This window comes from Sphingopyxis sp. 22461 (genome assembly GCF_052044915.1).
Taxonomy (GTDB): Bacteria; Pseudomonadota; Alphaproteobacteria; order Sphingomonadales; family Sphingomonadaceae; genus Sphingopyxis.
On record NZ_JBQENY010000010.1, the window covers coordinates 171,063 to 185,226 of the forward strand.

The 14,164-nt window shown below is 63.0% G+C and carries 12 protein-coding genes and 1 pseudogene; 7 read left to right on the forward strand and 6 right to left on the reverse strand.

The genetic code is table 11. From position 1 onward, the window contains the following. Positions 1-16: 16 nt before the first annotated feature. The 4 genes and pseudogenes from ACTJI5_RS17475 to hchA all read right to left on the reverse strand — a co-directional run bounded on the left by ACTJI5_RS17475 (position 17) and on the right by hchA (position 3,675). Positions 17-796, reverse strand: a complete 780-nt coding sequence (locus ACTJI5_RS17475) for an enoyl-CoA hydratase (protein WP_411341050.1) — start codon at positions 794-796, stop codon at positions 17-19. A gap of 496 nt (positions 797-1,292) precedes the next feature. Further along, a pseudogene (locus ACTJI5_RS17480) lies at positions 1,293-2,066 on the reverse strand (SDR family oxidoreductase). Positions 2,067-2,090: 24 nt separating this feature from the next. Next, a complete protein-coding gene (locus tag ACTJI5_RS17485; RefSeq protein ID WP_411341051.1) occupies positions 2,091-2,807 on the reverse strand; it encodes a PA1136 family autoinducer-binding transcriptional regulator in 717 nt (238 codons plus the stop codon). Between the two features lie 16 nt (positions 2,808-2,823). Continuing rightward, complete coding sequence (gene hchA / locus ACTJI5_RS17490) at positions 2,824-3,675, reverse strand: glyoxalase III HchA (RefSeq protein WP_411341052.1); 852 nt, start codon at positions 3,673-3,675, stop codon at positions 2,824-2,826. A 770-nt stretch (positions 3,676-4,445) separates the two neighbouring features. Between hchA and ACTJI5_RS17495 the strand changes: the two genes are divergently transcribed. The 3 genes from ACTJI5_RS17495 to ACTJI5_RS17505 all read left to right on the forward strand — a co-directional run bounded on the left by ACTJI5_RS17495 (position 4,446) and on the right by ACTJI5_RS17505 (position 5,905). Next, on the forward strand, positions 4,446-4,586 hold the full coding sequence (locus ACTJI5_RS17495) for a benenodin family lasso peptide (protein ID WP_156419802.1): 141 nt from the start codon (positions 4,446-4,448) through the stop codon (positions 4,584-4,586). A 21-nt stretch (positions 4,587-4,607) separates the two neighbouring features. After that, positions 4,608-5,288 (forward strand): lasso peptide biosynthesis B2 protein, encoded by a 681-nt coding sequence (locus ACTJI5_RS17500; RefSeq protein WP_156419801.1) that lies wholly within the window; start codon positions 4,608-4,610, stop codon positions 5,286-5,288. A 215-nt stretch (positions 5,289-5,503) separates the two neighbouring features. Beyond that, entirely contained in the window at positions 5,504-5,905 is a 402-nt protein-coding gene (locus tag ACTJI5_RS17505; protein WP_231732803.1) for a hypothetical protein, read from the forward strand. A gap of 155 nt (positions 5,906-6,060) precedes the next feature. Here ACTJI5_RS17505 and ACTJI5_RS17510 read toward each other — a convergent pair whose 3' ends face one another. Together ACTJI5_RS17510 and ACTJI5_RS17515 are read right to left on the reverse strand one after the other, a co-directional pair. After that, entirely contained in the window at positions 6,061-7,053 is a 993-nt protein-coding gene (locus ACTJI5_RS17510; RefSeq protein ID WP_440861205.1) for a LacI family DNA-binding transcriptional regulator, read from the reverse strand. 87 nt (positions 7,054-7,140) lie between these two features. Continuing rightward, positions 7,141-8,610 carry an MFS transporter gene (locus ACTJI5_RS17515; protein WP_411341053.1) on the reverse strand — a complete coding sequence of 490 codons (1,470 nt, stop codon included), beginning with the start codon at positions 8,608-8,610 and terminating at the stop codon, positions 7,141-7,143. A gap of 129 nt (positions 8,611-8,739) precedes the next feature. Here ACTJI5_RS17515 and ACTJI5_RS17520 point away from each other — a divergent pair, with 129 nt between their 5' ends. The 4 genes from ACTJI5_RS17520 to ACTJI5_RS17535 all read left to right on the forward strand — a co-directional run bounded on the left by ACTJI5_RS17520 (position 8,740) and on the right by ACTJI5_RS17535 (position 14,160). Next, a complete protein-coding gene (locus tag ACTJI5_RS17520; protein ID WP_411341054.1) occupies positions 8,740-10,863 on the forward strand; it encodes a TonB-dependent receptor in 2,124 nt (707 codons plus the stop codon). Positions 10,864-10,961: 98 nt separating this feature from the next. Next, a complete protein-coding gene (locus ACTJI5_RS17525; protein WP_231732802.1) occupies positions 10,962-12,068 on the forward strand; it encodes a glycoside hydrolase family 68 protein in 1,107 nt (368 codons plus the stop codon). Between the two features lie 11 nt (positions 12,069-12,079). Further along, positions 12,080-12,991, forward strand: a complete 912-nt coding sequence (locus ACTJI5_RS17530) for an ROK family protein (RefSeq protein ID WP_231732801.1) — start codon at positions 12,080-12,082, stop codon at positions 12,989-12,991. Then, a complete protein-coding gene (locus tag ACTJI5_RS17535; RefSeq protein WP_058537063.1) occupies positions 12,988-14,160 on the forward strand; it encodes a serine hydrolase domain-containing protein in 1,173 nt (390 codons plus the stop codon). The genes ACTJI5_RS17530 and ACTJI5_RS17535 overlap by 4 nt, the downstream gene beginning before the upstream one ends. The last annotated feature ends 4 nt before the right edge of the window (positions 14,161-14,164 follow it).

The window sequence follows — 14,164 nt, forward strand, 5'->3', positions numbered from 1 at the left end:
TCCAAAAATTGGGCGATCAGCCAAACGCCCGCCCGCGCTCGACGACGTCGAGACGTCTCGCCTCGACCTCTTCAGCGGTCACCTGCAGATTGGCCGCCCGCGAGCGCTCGCGTTCGAAGGCGAGCGCTTCCCCCAGCGCTAGCGCGTGGCCATCGTCGATCAAGCGCTTGTAGGACGCGATCATCGAAGGTGCAGCACTCGCAATGTCGCGAGCGATGGCCCGGGCCTTCGGCAGAAGTGCGTCGGGCGCGACGACATGGTTGACCAGCCCCCAGTCGAGCGCCTGTTCGGCGGTGACGAAATTTCCGGTGAGCGAAATCTCCTTGGCGCGCGAAAGACCAACGATGCGTGACAGCTTTTGCGACAGCCCCCAGCCGGGCATGATCCCCACACGGGCATGCGTATCGGCAAAGCGCGCGTTGGTCGACGCGATCAGGATATCGCACGCCAGCGCGAGCTCGAAGCCGCCGGTGATCGCCACGCCGTTGATCGCGCCGATGACCGGTTGTGGACAGGAAGCGATCGCCGCCACCGGATCGTCATTCTCGGTCCGCGTCTTCGTTTCTCCCAAGCTGCCGATATCGGCGCCCAGCTCCTTGAGGTCGAGGCCCGCGGAAAAGGCGCGCGATCCCGCGCCGGTCAGGACGATGGCATGGACGGAGCGATCCAGGGCCAGTTCGGTCATCGCCAGGCAAAGCTCCGAACGTAACTTCGCTGACAGGGCATTCATTGCCTCGGGGCGATTCAGAATGACGGTCGCAAGCATGTCATCGCGTATGACTTCGATCAGCTCCATGAGATGTCCTAGGGCGACCGTGGCGCCCGGCCCGCAACTCGGCGGGCACGATATTCTTGGCGGGTGTCAGTTGCTCTCCTGTGGTCGAAATCGCGCAATGGATCATGATGAACCATGATGAGCCGCTCCTGATCTGCGCCACGAGAGGCGGAAAATGGCCGTTGGCATTTCCCTGCCATAACAAGCATCGAGACGCGATATTAATTAATCAAGTAATTCTATTACCTGCCCTCGTCGGGTGTGTCATTGTCATGACGGAGGACAGCCCATCATATTTCGTCCTGCGACGATCCACGTCAGCCGCGGTATGCGGCTGGCAGCCATTCTGCTCGAAACGACGGACATTCGATCCGCTTCTACCATCGGCTCGCGCCATGACGGCTGTGCCCCCGGGGTTTAGACCTGTCAGGCGTTAAAATCCTTAGAATGATGGGGCCTTGTTGCGCGCTGATCGCCCATCATGGGTGCTTCGCGCAAGGCGCCTCGGGCTTGGCGATCAGATCAATGTCGACCATGCATCTTGCTGTTCCTTGCGCACCATTGCCTCGGCACTCGCAGGTCGCACGGTTCGATATGGAGGGTGCTCGGCCTCGATCACTTCGATGATCGCCTCGATCATCTCGGCAGGATCATACTGATGGATGAGCTCGCGAACAGGCCAGTGCCCGACCACTCGCTCGCCCTGATCCCACCACTGATCCATGCTCTCCATGCCGGTGTCATTAAAACCCGTGCGGAAGGCTCCGGGGGTCACCGTCAGCACCTCGACACCATAGGGTTTCAGTTCCTCGTGCATCGCCGAACAGATGCCTTCGACAGCATGCTTTGATGCTGCGTAAGCGCCATCGAAGGGAACCTTGACCAGCCCGGCTACCGATGAGGTCCAGACGATCCGGCCGGCACCGCGCCTGACCATGGCGCGGGCAAAGCCTTGCGCGAGTTCGAGCGCGGCAAAGACATTGGTTTCGAATACGGAACGAAACACCGTCATCGGAATCTCGACCATTGGTCCCGATTCCATGATCCCGGCATTATTGAACAATATGTCGATCTCGATGCCGAGCGCTTTTGCGCGGTCTATCTCATTCAAGACGTCCAGCTTGATAACCTGCATGTCGGACTCTTCCGCCTAGGCAGCATTCCGCAATTCCCAGACCTGGGGCCATATTTGGCAGCCGGCAATTACCCGATGCCCGCGCTTTGCCAGACCGAACGCGACGCCACGACCAAAGCCGGAAGCCGCACCGGTTATGAGGACCGTCTTGCTCATCTCGTATCTCCCATAGCGTCAATCTTAAGCGTCGATCTCACCGTTGCGGATCGCGACCCTGATCGCTTGCCCGGTCGTCAGAACGCCCAGGCGCTTGCGGACGCGCCGAAGATGATTTTCGACTGTGCGCTCGGACAGGCCGAGGGTCACGGCGATGTCGGCCTGCCGCCGCCCGGCGGCAGTCCAGGCCAGAACTTCCCGCTCGCGATCGGACAGCTTGCTTACGCTATCGATCGGCGCTTCGAAGACCTTTCGCGCGGCAAGAAAAGCCGCTTCCGCAATCAGCCCAAGCGCCAATCGCGCCTGCGGTGATGCGTCGATCCGCTCTCCGCCCAGACTCATTGCGCCCTCAAGTCCGAGCGGGCCGAATATGGGAATCTGGAGGCCATGAATCCCCTGCCCACGCGGCACGCGCACAACCTTGTAAAGGTCGCCGTCCTCTCCAACCGTCTTGGTCCAGAAGAAGGGTTCACGCGCCTCAAGAATGTGGCGCGTCACCGGACAGCGGCGGATATAGGTCGCAGCATCGACGCTTTCGCCGTCACCGAACCAGTCACCTTCAACCCAGTAGATGCTCTGCAGCACCTCATCATGTGCTGCGGATGCCGAGAATAGCACAAACCGGTCGTAGCCTAGGGGGCCGGCAAAGGCGCGGACCCCATTTTCGATTGCGGCAAGTTCGTCGGCCACCTCGATCGCAAGGACGCTCCGAAATGCCGCATCGGCGGTGACCGCACTCATCGACCGGCCCTATCCATCAACCCGTGTCGGCATCCGCGAGCAATGCTTCGGCGGCCAGCTTGCCGAGCGCATTGCCCGCCAGCGGGCTGTCTCCCGTCAGCAGCTTGCGGTCCCGGTGCACGGCGCCCGAAATACCCTCGTTGATGATCTCGAAACCGAGGGCCTTCAGCTTCTCGCCGAACTTCCAAGTGAGATGACCCGGCATATAGCCGATGTCCGGCGTCGTCGCATCGAGCGCATCGGGGAAGGCACAGATTTTGTAGCCGCGGTAGATGTCGCTGTTCCCGACCGCGAGAAAAGCGGCGGGTCCATGACAGAGCGAAATCAGGAAGCGGTCATTGGCGGCCGCCCATTCCAACGCAGCCTTGACATCTTCGCTCTCGGGCAAGCCGATCAGCGCGCCATGGCCACCGGGAATGAAGATCGCGGCATAGTCTTCGAGCCCGCCGGCAACAACGTCGGCCAAGGTGAGCGGGCTTTTGAACTGAGGGTGATATTTGTCGAAGAAGTCCTTCACCTCGTCATCTTGCGGCGGCATCGCCCAGAATTCGAACTTGACCGGGTTGCCCGAGACGGTTGCCACATCGAATGCAAACCCCGCCTTGTCGAGATGATACATCGGCAAAAGCGTCTCGACGGGATGATTGCCGGTCGAGAAGAAGGCACCATTGTCGGTGAGAAGATAGCGTTCGTCGGCACCGATCATCAGAATCTTTTTGCTGCCTTGGTAGGGCGCGGCATAGTCCGCACCGCTGAGGTCGGACTTCGGCGAGGTGAACTGGCCGAGCGAATAGGGTGAGGGAAAGAATGCGTCCTTCTCGGCGGGGTCGGATTGCGGTTTCTTGTCGTTTGTTTGAGTGTCAGCCATGAGGTGCTCCTGTGTATGAATTTGTTTCAGCCTAATCCTCCCAGCGGGTGAAACAATGAGGGTTTTCCCTCAACGGTCACGAGGCGCCAGCACCGCGTGCGTTGCGATGCCGAGCCCGCGGTGTGCCGGTACCTACCAGCTTTCGCGAACCCCTTTTGCACGGGTAATCGGTGAACATATTGATCTTTATCTTCAGGCAGCCGCTGAGGTTTTGCCTCGTCGAAGTCCCGGCTATTCATTCACGATGTAGGAGTGTTTGGCAGAATGTTCTCTCGCTGCCTGGGAGTAAGCACCCCGCTTGAAAATGAAGCGTCCATGCTGCGGCGATCTGGCTTAGATCGAGTGGAGGATGGGTGGTGGGGCGTGCGCGTGCCGCGAGCCGCGATCGAACGGATTGCCGAGGCCGGTGGCTTAATCGGCCTCACCGAGGACCGCCAGGTGGGCGCCGGTCACGTGGTCCGCGTGGAATATTGCCTATTGTGAATGAATTCCGATCTGGAGCCAGTTCGCATTGCGGAATCGCGTGATTGACGCATGATGGCGGCAGCGCCGATGATGTATCGGCGCGTGACCGGGTTTCGCTACGCATGTCCAGGCCCAAGCTAAAGGTAGCGATACGCTCACCGACGAGTGTTTCCTTTTCCCGGTCGCTCTTTTGCGAAAACTTCTTCATGCGATTATTATTGGATAATAAAATGGATGGCGTCTTGGCCAGAGCATAACTTCCTCAATGCGACTCATTCCGGTCGCTAATTGGGAAGGAAGACGTGATGAATAAGCAGCATAGCAGCGAGCTGATCGATCTCGGCGCGATCAGTGTCGAAACCCGGGGCATCGAACCCCTCGGCCCCGTCGATGAGGACCAGGGCGAACACTATCTGTTCGCCGGCGGCATCACCGTCGACGATTGACAGCGCTGGCGTGCCGCCACCGTGCGGCACGCCATTCGCAGCGGCTTGCCTGAAACCTTCATGACACCCTTGCTGCGCCCCGGCCTGCACTATCGGTGCGTGAACGAAAGCTTCGTCTTCTTCGACCTTCTTGAAAACCGTTATTTTCTGCTCGCCGGCAGCTCAGCGGAGGCCTTCCAACGCTTTCTCAACGGGACTTCCACGCAGGCCGACCATGACGAACTGCAAAGCTGCGGTCTCACCGGCGAGACCGGGAAGGGGAGAGTGCCGCGCGCGGTTTCCATAGCCAGTCCGTCTCGCAGCCTTGTGGATGCTCCGCTTCGTCGTTCTGACATTCTTTCCGCCGTAGCGAGCGTGGCCGCGCAGCGGCGCGCGCAGCGCGACCTGCGCCGCCGCCCGATCGCCCAAATCCTCGGTGAATTCTCCGGCGCGCATGACTCCATACCGGCAGCGACCGGGGAGGCGTGCGAAGCAATCGCAGCGGCCTTCCACCGCGCGAGGCGCTATGTGTCGATCGCCGACCAATGCCTTCCCCGCGGCATCGCGATGAAGCGCATGATGGCCCGGCAAAAGCAGGGCGTCTCGCTTGTCTTCGGCGTCACCATGCCTTTCGCCGCGCACTGCTGGGTGCAGGCCGGCGACCTCGTTCTGACCGATCCGCTCGATGTCGTGCTCCATTATGAACCGATCTTCGCTGTCTGATGGTAGGCGGCTATCATATCGACCTGGGTCCGAACTCGGCTAGCCTCTCGCTGCATGGCGTCCCGCCGGATATCCTTCTGCCCGGCGCCGCGATCTGGTCAGGGGAGCCGCTAATCCGCGTCGGGCCGCGGACCATCATCATCGGCCGGCTTTTCCGTCGCGGCACACCGAGCACTTCGGTCCTCACAATAGGACAGGCGGAAGCGGACCGTCTAATGGACGATCGGGGGCGCGGGCTGCTCGGCGGATATTGGGGTGGCTATGTGGTCGTGCATGTGGGGCCGGATGATGCGGTGCGTATATTTCGCGACCCTTCCGGGCTGCTTCCCTGCTATTTCCGCATTGGAGCGGAAGGGGTCGCTCTCGGCGGTACGATCTTGAACCTCGCCGCGCCCGGCCCCGATGCCGTCGACTTTCCGGAGCTTGCCTGCATCCTTGCGGGCGGAGATTTGCGCGGACGGAAGACATGTCTTGCCGGCGTCGAAGAGTTGATCGCGGGCGAGTGCCTCGTCTTCGATCGGGGGCGGGCTACGACGGAGCCCTGGTGGTCACCCTGGGATCATGTAGGGGGTAGTGGCATAGGCTCGGAAGACGCTGTTGTTTCTCTCGTCACCTAAGTCGGGGAATATGACCGGAGCGGAGATCGTGATTGATGGCGGCCTACTCGCATAGAATGGTCGGCACCCGCAGCGCTGTGGCTGGACTTTGGAATGTCTGCTCTCTTTGTTGAGCAGCCCAAAAGCTGCCTGTGTGTAACCGGCCATCTGTGTTTTCAGCCGGGAGCGGATTCCCGGAGGATGAGGCTCACCGGCAGCGTCGACGAATAGGTGCCTTCCCCTTCCAGCCGTCGAAACAGATGATCGACGATCGTCGCCGCGATACCGGGGACATCTTGCCGAATGGTGGTTAGCGCCGGATGGGATTGCGAGGCGAGATCGCTGTCGTCGAAACCCACGACGGAGATGTCGTCAGGGCAGCGCATGCCTGCACTCTCAAGCGCGCGGATCGCGGACAGCGCGATGCCGTCAGAGGCCGCAAAGATGCCGTCGAATTCCACCCCCCGCGCGAGAAGATCGCGCACCGCGTCATGGGCCGAGGGTCCCGTAAAATGCGCGGGCAGGACGAAGCTCTCGTCGACCGACAGGCCATGATCGCCGATCGCCTGCCGGTAACCGTCCAGCCGGAGGTCGATCTGCGGCAGTTCGGCGGGACCGAGGAACAGGATGCGCCTGCGGCCGGATCGGAGCAAATGGTCCGTGGCAAGCCGGCCGCCCTCGAAATTGTCGGAGCCGACGGAGCAATAGATTTGATCTGGCAGTTCTGAACCGAAGACGACCAGCGGGCGGTAGTCGCGGGCCGCAAGGTTAAGGGCCTGATGCTGGTCGCTCTGCCCGACGATGATGAAGCCGTCGGCGCGCTGCGACTGAACGAGGCGCCCTAGCCAATGCGCGTCGGGCGAGGGCTCGCGCACGAGCAGGATGTCGTAGCGCCGCTGCGAAATCTCGTCGGCGAGATGTCCGAACAGGCGCAGGAAGAAGGGGTCTGAAATCAGCTGCTCGCGCTCGTGGCCAAGCGGGACCGCGACGGCGATCGTCTGCGTCTGGCTCTGGCGCAGGTTCCGCGCGGCGCGGTTCACGACATAGCCATGCTCTCTCGCCAGCGCCTGGATCGTAGTTCGCGTCGCCTCGGGAATGGTGGGATGATCGGCAAGCGCCCGCGACACGGTCGACGAGGATACCCCCGCGATCCGCGCAATGTCCGTCATCTTGACTGCCCGGCCCGACTTTGGGCGCACCTTTTCCAGTTCCATTCCACTCGCCCGTCTGCGTTACGCCATCGATTGCACCGCCGATCAGGCCTGCGCAAGGTCCGGCGTCAAATTCGGTGCCGTGTTGTGATCGGCGTTGCGCGCCGCAAGGCTTTCGAGGACCGCCGCATGATGCGACCGATCGATCCTGTATCGCCGAAGAAAGGGGATGGCCGCGAGCACGACCAGCGCGCCGCCGAGGCCCCATAGGAGACCCACCGACGTGGCGATATCCGGCGGGACGATCCCGCTCGCTTTCGCCGGCGCCACGAACCCGATGAGTTGGAGACCGAGTCCGGAAAGGAAGGCACCGAGACCGGTGGCAGCCTTGGCTCCGACCATCAGCGCCGCGGCATAGAGGGCCTCGCGGCGCACGCCGAAGAGGTGATCATGCTCATCGACCGCGTCGGCGATCATCGAGTAGAAGCAGACGAAGCAGAGCGCGCCGCAGCCGCCGAAGAGCAAGCCGCTGATCGCGACGAGAACGACCGCGATCATCGACCCCGCGGGAATGACGCCGGTGACGGCGAGCAGGGTGATGACGATCTGGTAGACGCCGAGCAGCGTGATCGCGCCGACGACGCCGTCGCGCTTTTCGATGCGCCGCAGCAAGAGGCCTGCGGCGAGGGTTCCGAGCAGCATGCCGAGCGGCAGAACGAGCAGCGGCAGCTGCATATAGGCGGTCGGCAGCTCCCAGAAATAGCGGTACGCGTGAAGGTTGAGCGCCGTCGTCGCGCCCTGGCCGACCAGCACCAGCACCGCGCCGCCGAACATCGGCACGAAGGACGGATTGCGAAACATCTGTGCCATGTCCGACAGGAAGCCGGTGCCCGTCGCCTCGCCGGGCGGCATCGGCAGCCTGCGCACGGTCTTGAAGATCCCCCCCACGCAGACCGACCCGAACCCGCCGATCAGGCAGGCGGTCATGAGCCCGAGCCACTGGTAGGGTGGCCGGGTCTGGAGCGCGCCGTCTTCGGCGAACAGGAAGCCGAAGGCGGGGAGAAGCGCGGCCGCGGTGCCCAGCACGATGAACAGGGCCCGGTAGGTGCTGATAATCGAGCGCTCGCCATAATCGTCGCTGAGTTCGGCGGTCAGCGCCGAATGAGGGAGCGCGAAAACCGACAGGCCGACACGCAGGACGATGTTGAGCGCCAGCACATAAGCGAAGAGGGCGCCGCCGGCGAGATTGGCGGGGAGCGTGAACAGCAGCGCCGAGGCGATCATCATGGGCGGAAGCGCGATCGTCATGAAGGGGAGGCGGCGGCCCCAGCGCGACCGCCAATTGTCCGAGAGCCGCCCGATGAACGGATCGAGCAACCCGTCGACGCCAAGCGAGATCAGGAAAATGCTGCCGGCGGCAGCCCCCGACATCCCGCATACGGCGGTGAGATAGAAGAGGAGGAAGGTGTTGACGATCGCCTGGACGATGGCGTCGACGGCTTGACCGCTCCCGTAATAAAGCTTCGTCGAAGTGCCGACTTTGGCGCCTTTCGGAAGGTCGGTCGGTCCTGTCATGCGTGCTCTCCACCTACATTCGTTGCCGCCGGGTAACAGAGAGTTGACAACTGCGCAATCGATTGCGTAAACCGCACGCAATCGATTGCGTATTCCATCGCGGATTCGCAGCTTATGGGGAGAGGACCTATGACACGCCGCCTGACCGCCGCCGCCTTTACCGGCATTGCACATATCGCATTGATCACTCCGGTGATGGCGCAAGATGCAGCTTCCACGACGGAAAGCAGTGACAGCGACATCGTCGTGACGGCGTCGCGCCAGGGCTCGCAGTCGCTGATCGACACGCCGCTCGCGATCCAGGCCTTCAGCGGCGAGCAGCTCGAAGAGCGCGGAATCCGCGAGACGACCGATCTTGTGAACTCGATCCCGGGTGCTTCGCCGGGCGAACAGGTCGGCTCGGTGATCAAGACCTTCTCGCTGCGCGGCGTGGGAGCCGCGGGCGGCATCGGCGACTCGCCGATCGGCTACTATATCGACGACGTTCCCTTCGCGATTCCCAATTCGCCGATCGCGCCGCCGCTCCGCTTCATCGATATCGACCGCATCGAGGTCCTGCGCGGGCCGCAGGGTACGCTCTATGGGCAGGGTTCGGCAGGGGGCACGATCATCTACCATACGCGCGAGCCCGATCTCGACAATTTCGAGATGCGCGGCGAGGCGACGATCGCGAAGATGGATGATGCGAGCGCGCTGAACTACGGGGTGTCGGCAGCGATCTCGGTGCCGCTGATCAAGGATCGGCTCGCGATCCGCATCAGCGGCGGCTATGACAAGCGTGCCGGCTATGTCGATATCTTCAGCGAGACGCCGGCGACCGGTGGGCCGTCGTTCAAGAATGCCAACGACGTCACCAACCGCGACGTGCGGGCGGTCCTGCTCTGGCAGCCGACCGACGCGCTGCGCATCCGGGCGCAGGCCGCGCACTGGGAACCGCGCCAGAATTATACGCAGAGCATCAACCAGCTTGAGCCTGCCCAGCAGTGGTTCAGCGGAACCACGCGCGGATATGAGAACGGGAATTTCGATCTCTACAGCGTGTCGGTCGAATATGACGCCGGCGCCGCGATCCTCAGCAGTTCGACCAGCTATCTCGATGCCGAATATGGCTATCTGACCGGACAGACCTTCGGACCGCTCGGCACCGGCGCGCTCTTCAACGGTTATGATGCGCGCAGCTTCGCGCAGGAAATCCAGCTTCGCTCGAACGGCGATGGTCCGTTCCACTGGCTGGTCGGCGGTTTCTACCAGAATGCTAAGGCGCTCTTCAGCTTCGATGCCAACTTGACCGCGCTCACCATCAGTGGGTTCAACGATACGCGGACCCGCAACTATTCCGCTTTCGGCGAAATCAGCTACGATCTGTTCGGCGGCAAGCTCGTGCCGCTGGTCGGCATCCGCTATTACAAGGACAATCGACGCTTCGATGCGGACTCGATCCTGACCGGAACGGGCTCGGGGCAAACCAAACCCGACAAGGTGACGTGGCGCGCGAACCTTTCCTGGTTCCCGACCGACGATCTGACCGCCTTCGTGACGGTCAGCACGGGATTCCGGAGCGGCATTACCCAGACGCCGTTCCAGGCCTCGCTGGTCGAGGCATCGGGGATCCCGTCGTCGAGTGCGCTCAATCCCGATACGCTCACCAACTATGAGGCGGGCATCAAGGCGAAGCTTGCCGACGGACGCGTCCAGCTCGGGCTCAACGTCTACCGCATCGATTTCAAGGATCTGCAATTCGGTCTCACGCCGTTCGGCGTTTCCGCGTTCGCGAACGTCGGCAAAGCCCGCACGACGGGGGTCGATCTCGAAGCGCGGTGGCGCACCCCGATCGATGGCCTCAATCTCGGCGCGGTCGCCAACTGGAACGACAGCGAATTCCGCGACATCTATCCCGCCGTCACCGCCTCGCTTCCCAACGTCGCCAATGGCGAGCGCCTCTCGAGCACAGCGAAGTATAATTATCGTCTCGATGCCGATTTCGAGCGGCCGCTCGGCAGCGGCGACCTGCGCTTCTTCCTCAACGGTGCGGCCAGCCGCACCAGCAGCCGGGTCATGTACGACGGCTATGTCGTCCGGCCCTACTCGCTCTACAATGCCAGTGCGGGAATCCGCACGGACCGCTGGGAGCTTTCGATCTTCGGCGAGAATCTCGCCGACGAACGCGGTCCGTCTTTCGTTCGCAACAGTCTGCTGCTCGCCGGACCTTATCCGCGCACCATCGGCCTGCGCTTGCGCACCACCATCGATTGATCAGGAGGGGCGAGCGCAGCGGCGCTCGCCCCCTCATTTGATTCCGATGTTCGACGGCGCGTCCGTCCGGTTTTCGAATATTTGAGAGTGAAATTATCATGATGGTTCCGGCTCGCTGGACGGGTGATCATATCGAGGCGATCGACGCAGCGCCCGTTCTGCGGGCGCCGCTGCTCAGCGAGGAAGATTTCGCACCGATCGCTCCCGATCTCGGCGTCTGGGACGCCTGGCCTGTGCAGGACGAGGCCGGAAAGCCGATCATCCTGGCCGGTGGCAGGCAGCTGTGGATGGCACTCGGCGCGCCGCGCTTCGCCGACCCGGACGAGCGCCACGGGCATGCACGCATCCACCTGCTGCTGCACAGCGCGGAAGGATGGCGGCACCTCGGGCCGGCCATGCCAGACGGCTTTTCACCCGGTAGCCGCGAATGGTCGGGGTCGGCCGTCGCTTCCGCGGACCTTGCGACCGTCGCCCTATATTTTACCGCTACCGGGCGTCGCGGCGAGCAGATTTTGACCTTCGAGCAGCGTTTATTTTCAGCGTTGGCGACGCTCGACCTGTCGGGCGAGGCACCCAGGCTTGGCGATTGGCGCGAGCTGGAAGAAATCGTCCCGATCGACCTCGAGCATTATATGTCCACCTGCGGCGGCCCGAGCGAGGTCGGGAAGATCAAGGCGTTCCGCGATCCGGCCTTTCTCCGTGATCCGGCGGGAGGCGATGATTATCTGCTGTTCGCGGGATCGCAGGCGCGCTCGCGGTCCGAATATAACGGCGTCATCGGAATTGTTCGCCGACAATGCGGCGAGCAGGGCTGGACCCTCCTTCCGCCGATCGTCAGCGCAGACACGCTCAACAACGAACTCGAGCGACCGCACATCATTTTCCACGCCGGCCTTTATTATCTCTTCTGGTCGACGCAGCGTCATGTTTTTGCGCCGTCGGGGCCTGCCGGCCCGACCGGGCTCTACGCAATGGTATCCCCCGCGCTCTTCGAGGGCTGGCGCCCGGTCAATGGTAGCGGGCTGGTGTTCGCCAATCCCGAAGCCGCGCCGGCGCAGGCCTATAGCTGGTTCGTACTGCCCGACTTGTCCGTCACGAGCTTTGTCGATGACTGGAGCGGCGGCGATGACCGGAACTTCGGCGGCGCGTTTGCGCCGTTCGTTCATCTGTGGCTGGCAGGCGACAAGGCAGGGATCGCGCGATAGCTATGGTCCCTATGAAGACAATCGCCGGCATCGAACTGGGGGGGACGAAAGCGCTGGCTGTCCTTGCCCGCGGGAGCGAGATTCTGGCGAGCGCGCGATTTGCGACGACGACGCCAAATGAAACGCTCGGCGCCCTCGTCGATACGCTCGAAGGGTGGAAGCGGCGCGAAGGATTTGCCGCGCTCGGAATAGCTTCTTTCGGTCCGCTGCGGCTTGATCCGGGTGCAACGGATTTTGGCACAATGCTCGCCACGCCCAAGGCAGGCTGGAGCGGAGCCGATATCGCGGGTGCGCTGGGCGCGGTCGCGGATTGCCCGTGGCGTATCGATACCGACGTCAATGCCGCGGCCCTTGCCGAATGGCGCTGGGGCGCTGGACAGGGCCTCGACAGCCTCTGCTATCTGACGCTCGGCACCGGCGTCGGCGGGGGCTTGCTGCTCGGAGGGCGCCCCGTGCACGGGGCGCTCCATCCCGAGATCGGGCATCTCCGATTGCGGCGCGCAAACGGCGACGAGTTTTCGGGTAGCTGCCCGTTTCATGGCGACTGCATCGAGGGCCTGTTGTCGGGTCCTGCGCTGCAGGCGCGGTTCGGCAGGGCGGGCGAGGAAATACGGGCAGATGATCCGCGCTGGTCGTTTGTCGCGCACGACCTGGCCCAGCTGATCGGTGCTCTTCTGCTGGTAACGAGCCCGCAGAAAATCCTGATAGGCGGCGGGATCGGCATGGGCCGCTCCTTTCTGCTCGAACGCGCCTGGCAGCATGTCGTCGCGGACCTGGCTGGCTATCTTCCCTTCGTCCCGGGCGACGCGGCCGAAGATCTGGTCACGCTTCCGGCGCTCGGAGACCGGGCCGGGCCGCTTGGCGCCGTCGCGCTCGGCGAAGCCGTGTTGATCGATGCCCGAACCAAGGAGGGAAAATTTTGACCAACCGTTCCCAAATTCAGGGCACCGTCGATCCGCAATTCGCGGCGTGCCGCGACGCATTCGAAGCGAACTTCCAGGAGGGCGGCGAACGCGGGGCCGCCTGCGCCATCTATCGTGACGGCCAGCCGGTGCTCGATCTCTGGGGCGGCTCGGCAGATGCCAGCGATCAAACCCCCTGGTATCGCAATACCGCCGTCCCCGTTTTCTCGGTCACCAAGGGAATATCGGCACTGTGCGTCCTGTCGCAGGTCTCGAACGGCAGGATCGATCTCGATCTGCCGCTCGCGCACTACTGGCCCGAGTTCGCGGCGCACGGCAAGGGCGATATCAGTGTCCGCAAGGCGCTCGCACATCAGGCTGGCGTTCCCCTGATAAGCGGACCGATCACGATCGCAGGCCTGGCCGATACAGCCGCGATGGCAGCAAGGCTTGCGGCGGAAGCTCCGCTGTTCGAGCCGGGCACGGCACACGCCTATCATGCGATCACCGTGGGCTGGATCACGTCGGAACTGATGCGGCGGGTGACCGGCCAGACCATCGGAGAATGGTTCCGCGCCAATCTTGCTGGGCCGTTGGAACTCAACATACAGATTGGCCGCAGCGGCGACGCGCAGTCGCCCATTGCCGCCGTCGAGGTTCCGGCCGAATATGACACGCCCGAACTTGACCCGTCATCGATCGCAGCGCGCGCGATATCGCTGAATGGCCTTTTCCCCGCGCGGATGAGCGGTCTCGCCGACGCCATGAACGATCCCGCCGTGCAGCGCGTCGAACTGGCGGGCGCAAATGGTGTCGCCGACGCGCGCTCGCTCGCGCGGCTCTATTCGAAGGCGATCGGTAGCGTCGGCCAGGCTCCGCTTGTTTCGGAGGATTGCCTTCGCGACGCCTGTCGTACCGTGTCTTCGGGAACGCCTTTCGGTCAGGACTTCGCCGGTCCGACCTGGGGCGCGGGCCTCATGCTGCCATGGGCGATCCAGCCGATGCTCGGCGAGGGATCGTTCGGCCATGACGGGGCGGGGGGCTCGCTCGCCTTTGCCCACCCATCCTCGGGTGTCAGCTTTGCCTATGTCCGCAACCGCACCGGCCAACCCGGCGTCAGGGACCCACAAGTGTACCGCGTCGTCGATGCGCTGGCGCGCATCCTCGGCCTTTCCATTCCAACTTATTGACGGA

Bases quoted from the DNA above. Each gene is read 5' to 3' on its own strand.
- ACTJI5_RS17520 (WP_411341054.1), top strand. From the start codon at position 8,740: ATGACACGCCGCCTGACCGCCGCCGCCTTTACCGGCATTGCACATATC.
- ACTJI5_RS17475 (WP_411341050.1), bottom strand. From the start codon at position 796: ATGGAGCTGATCGAAGTCATACGCGATGACATGCTTGCGACCGTCATT.
- ACTJI5_RS17515 (WP_411341053.1), bottom strand. From the start codon at position 8,610: ATGACAGGACCGACCGACCTTCCGAAAGGCGCCAAAGTCGGCACTTCG.
- ACTJI5_RS17525 (WP_231732802.1), top strand. From the start codon at position 10,962: ATGATGGTTCCGGCTCGCTGGACGGGTGATCATATCGAGGCGATCGAC.
- ACTJI5_RS17510 (WP_440861205.1), bottom strand. From the start codon at position 7,053: ATGACGGACATTGCGCGGATCGCGGGGGTATCCTCGTCGACCGTGTCG.
- ACTJI5_RS17530 (WP_231732801.1), top strand. From the start codon at position 12,080: ATGAAGACAATCGCCGGCATCGAACTGGGGGGGACGAAAGCGCTGGCT.
- ACTJI5_RS17495 (WP_156419802.1), top strand. From the start codon at position 4,446: ATGAATAAGCAGCATAGCAGCGAGCTGATCGATCTCGGCGCGATCAGT.
- ACTJI5_RS17485 (WP_411341051.1), bottom strand. From the start codon at position 2,807: ATGAGTGCGGTCACCGCCGATGCGGCATTTCGGAGCGTCCTTGCGATC.
- ACTJI5_RS17505 (WP_231732803.1), top strand. From the start codon at position 5,504: ATGGACGATCGGGGGCGCGGGCTGCTCGGCGGATATTGGGGTGGCTAT.
- hchA (WP_411341052.1), bottom strand. From the start codon at position 3,675: ATGGCTGACACTCAAACAAACGACAAGAAACCGCAATCCGACCCCGCC.